This window comes from Schnuerera sp. (genome assembly GCF_035459645.1).
Taxonomy (GTDB): Bacteria; Bacillota; Clostridia; order Tissierellales; family Tepidimicrobiaceae; genus Schnuerera.
On record NZ_DATHXO010000284.1, the window covers coordinates 1 to 3671 of the forward strand.

The following is a 3671-nucleotide window of genomic DNA, read 5'->3' on the forward strand; positions in this document are numbered from 1 at the left end:
TATCTATTGTTAAGATTTTGTTAACCTCTTTTTCTCTACCAATTATCTGAGTTTTAAAATTAAGAATACCCCTTTCCTTAACCAAATCGTATTCATAATCCATATTAAATATTTCCTTTATATTATCAATTACTTCTCTTAATGAGACTTCTCTAGTAATTGGGTTCTTCTTAGTTAAGTCTTTTATAAGGTCATTCAAAAAATCTAGTTGCCTATTATCCATATCAAGGGTATCCTTGTGTTTGAATATTATATTCCCAGAATAAAAATCTTCGGTAAACAAATATGCAATAAGCATCCCTAAAGAAAATTTATCTGCATTTTTATTTATCATATCCTCTTGTTTTAATAGGACTTCAGGTGCAATAAAATATCTAGTTATATCTGCATAACTAGCATTGATAACATCTTCATATATATTAGCTAAATCCAATATCTTTATACTTCCATCTTTCAATAAAAATATATTTGAAGGACTTAAATGTTTATATACTATCCCTCTATAGTTTAAAAAATCCAAAACTGTACATGCTTGTAATATTATTTTTAACTTTTGTTCTAAGTTCAAATTTTCATATACCTTATCAAGGCTAGGACTGTTTGTATACTCTGTGGTAGAATAATACTGGGTAATATTCACTTTCTTCCTATCTATAGTTTTTATGATAGAAAATTGTTCACTGGAAAGCAAATATTTATGTTTAATTCTAGTTAAGTTGATAAAATTGTTAATAAAGTAGTCGATAACCCTGTTCTGTTTCTCTATATTGTATAATTTCATAAAAAGCTTTATGTCGTCATTCCAAAAATCTACTACTTCATAAACACTATTGTAAATATTGTCTTCTAATACCTTATTAACCTTATATCTATTATCTATCAACTTCATCTTTATTTCCCCTTTATTCCATTTTAGAACGGATAATTTTTCAATTGTCTTTCATTGCCTTATACAAAGACTCCAAACCTTTACTTAAAGAAGTTTTTTCTTCTTCTTTTAAACCTACCATCTTAGAATCTAAAAATTTTACACGTTTATCTAAAACTTTTTTCACAATATCGTGTCCCTTTGGCAATACTTCTATTCTCACTACTCTTTTGTCCTTTTCGTCTTTTTTTCTAATTACTAATTTGTTTTTTTCCATTCTATCTATTAAATCAGTTATTGTACTACATGCTAATGCCATCTTCTGACTTAATTCACCTATAGTTAATTCTCCATTATAAATAAGAATTTGTAAAGCACTGAATTGAGGAATTGTAATATTAAAATCCTTTAATATTTCTCTACCTTTTAGTCGTATAATATAGTCGATTTTTCTCAAATGTTTTTCAATACTAACAACATTTTCACAAATAATGTCTTCTTTCAAAATAGCACCTCCATTTCTTTAATCTTTAAACTTTTACTATTAAGGTACAAAGATATTGAAACCATCTGGCTCCGCTTCAAAAACTGCTGGTAATTTCCCTCCATATTCTCCATCAATATCTATAACAATATCTTCAGTAGTATCTACCTTAATTTTCTTTGATTTAAAATAAGATACATTTGGATGGTATACATGTTCCCCTCTAAATATATTGATAAATATCTGTGCCAAATCTTGTACTTCTGATTTCTTAATAATTACAATATCTAAATATCCGTCAGACACATTCGCATCCGGTGCTAATCTTTTAAATCCACCTATTGAAGCACTATTTGAAATTAAAAATAACAGTATATCTTCTTCTCTTGTATATTCTTCACTTTCAAACTTTACTCTAATAGGTTCAAATTTTTGTTTTGGTATTTCCTTAAGCCCTTCTATGTAATAGGCCATCCTTCCAAAAATAGCTTTTGTTTCAGCAGGAACTTGATAACCTACGTTTGTCAGAAGTCCTCCTGCTGCTACATTTATAAAGTATTCATCATTCACTTTCCCTAAGTCTACTTTTTTAATCTTTTCATTTTTAATCATTTCAAAAAAATCATCTATATTCTTAGGTAGTTTCATATGATTAGCAAAATCATTTACTGTACCAGCTGATAAAATGGCTACAGGTATTTTTCTTTGACTCTGTGCAATACCTTTTGCTACTTCATTTACTGTACCATCCCCACCACATACAACGATAAAATCCCAATCTTCATTACAAGTTTTCATAGTTTCACGCATAGCATCGTCTTTTTCCATTGTATTAAATTTCCCAACAACATAACCATCATTTATTAAAAGATTAATTAAATGATCGACTCTTCTCTGAACAACCTGTCGCCCTGATGAAGGATTGCATATAACTTTGACCTTCTCCATCTATATCAACCTTTCCTATTTGCATAATTTAATATATTAAATTAACTACCTATATATAGTATACCAATAGTAAACCCTTTAGCAACATTATTAATAAAAGATAATTATAATCTTTTTTTATTACTAAAAATTATTAAAAGAGAACCCTACTGGGTTCTCAAATCAATAAATTATCGACTTTTAAATGCATTTCTAATTATTTCTATTATCTCCATAATTAAAGTTATGTAATCATTTATGTTTTTTATATTATTTTGTAATGTGGAGGCAGTTCCAGTGATACTGTCACTTACAATATCAATAGTATCAAAAACTACCTCGCCAGTACTATCTATTTTTTCAGTAATAGCATTTGCATTAGAAACCAACCCCGTTAATTCTGGAGATACTTCTTCAATTAAAGTTTTTGTCTCTTCAGATATAGAATTTATATTAAAAGATATTTCTGGTAATTGCTTCAAAACAGTATCAATTTCCTTTTCATTTTTTTCTGCTAAACTTTTAGCTTGAGAAATTAATTTGTTTGCATTTTTTAAAAATACCAATAAATAGCCTAAGACCCCTATTCCTAATAGGAATAGTATAAATTTTAATAGTTCCTCAATTGTTATAGTAGCCGTCATATTTATCACCTACTACATTTCCTGATTCTTTTCAGGGTCTTCTTCTTCAATCTTACCTTCTTCTATTTCTACCTCTATCATATCTCTTTCCTTAAACTCTCTAACTTTATCTTTAATATCATCCCTTACTTTTCCTTCAACTTCTTTAATGGATTCAACGGAATCCTTAACAGATTTTTTTACCGTTTCTGTAGTCTCTTTTGTCTTTTTAGCAATATCTTCTCTGGTTTCCTTTCCAGATTTTGGAGCAAAAAGTATTCCAGTAATAGCGCCGATGGCAGTTCCTATAGCTATCTTTTTAGCAGTATCCACCTTTTCTTGTCTTTCCGCTTTTTTTTTCTTTTCATTTAACAAATCAATCAATTTCATTTTAATCTCCCCTTTACATATCCATTTTGAATATTAATTACCCTAAAAATTTGATATTAATCAACTTACCAGCTAAGTTTAATAATAGTGGGGAAATATTTAACTGTTCTTATTTTTTATCCAGCTTTTTTAACATGTCTTGTAATTTTCTTGCTTGAAATCCAGATTCTTCGGCAAAATTCCTAAATAAATCTGACACCTCTACATCTTCAACATTTTTAGCATACATTTCATAGTCCCGGACCATTTCTTGAGCATCCAAAATTTTTTTCTTTAATACTTCCTTTGTATTTAATTCCATCTTTTAACCTCCTAGTTTCATATTATATTTTCTTTTTATTTAATCATTCTTATAATGGGTAATATAGAGTATAAAATT

At 28.2% G+C, this 3671-nt stretch carries 6 protein-coding genes; all 6 read right to left on the reverse strand.

Annotated features, from left to right (window positions below; all coding sequences use genetic code 11):
* A partial coding sequence (locus VK998_RS06650; protein ID WP_325226773.1) for a protein kinase domain-containing protein occupies nt 1-889 on the reverse strand: 889 nt, incomplete at its 3' end.
* 40 nt (nt 890-929) lie between these two features.
* A complete protein-coding gene (locus tag VK998_RS06655; RefSeq protein ID WP_325226775.1) occupies nt 930-1373 on the reverse strand; it encodes a MarR family winged helix-turn-helix transcriptional regulator in 444 nt (147 codons plus the stop codon).
* A gap of 39 nt (nt 1374-1412) precedes the next feature.
* Nucleotides 1413-2300, reverse strand: a complete 888-nt coding sequence (locus tag VK998_RS06660) for a diacylglycerol/lipid kinase family protein (RefSeq protein ID WP_325226777.1) — start codon at nt 2298-2300, stop codon at nt 1413-1415.
* Between the two features lie 170 nt (nt 2301-2470).
* Nucleotides 2471-2923, reverse strand: a complete 453-nt coding sequence (locus VK998_RS06665; RefSeq protein WP_325226779.1) for a hypothetical protein — start codon at nt 2921-2923, stop codon at nt 2471-2473.
* 12 nt (nt 2924-2935) lie between these two features.
* Nucleotides 2936-3292, reverse strand: a complete 357-nt coding sequence (locus VK998_RS06670; protein ID WP_325226781.1) for a YtxH domain-containing protein — start codon at nt 3290-3292, stop codon at nt 2936-2938.
* Nucleotides 3293-3401: 109 nt separating this feature from the next.
* Nucleotides 3402-3593, reverse strand: a complete 192-nt coding sequence (locus tag VK998_RS06675; protein WP_325226783.1) for a hypothetical protein — start codon at nt 3591-3593, stop codon at nt 3402-3404.
* Nucleotides 3594-3671 lie beyond the last annotated feature (78 nt).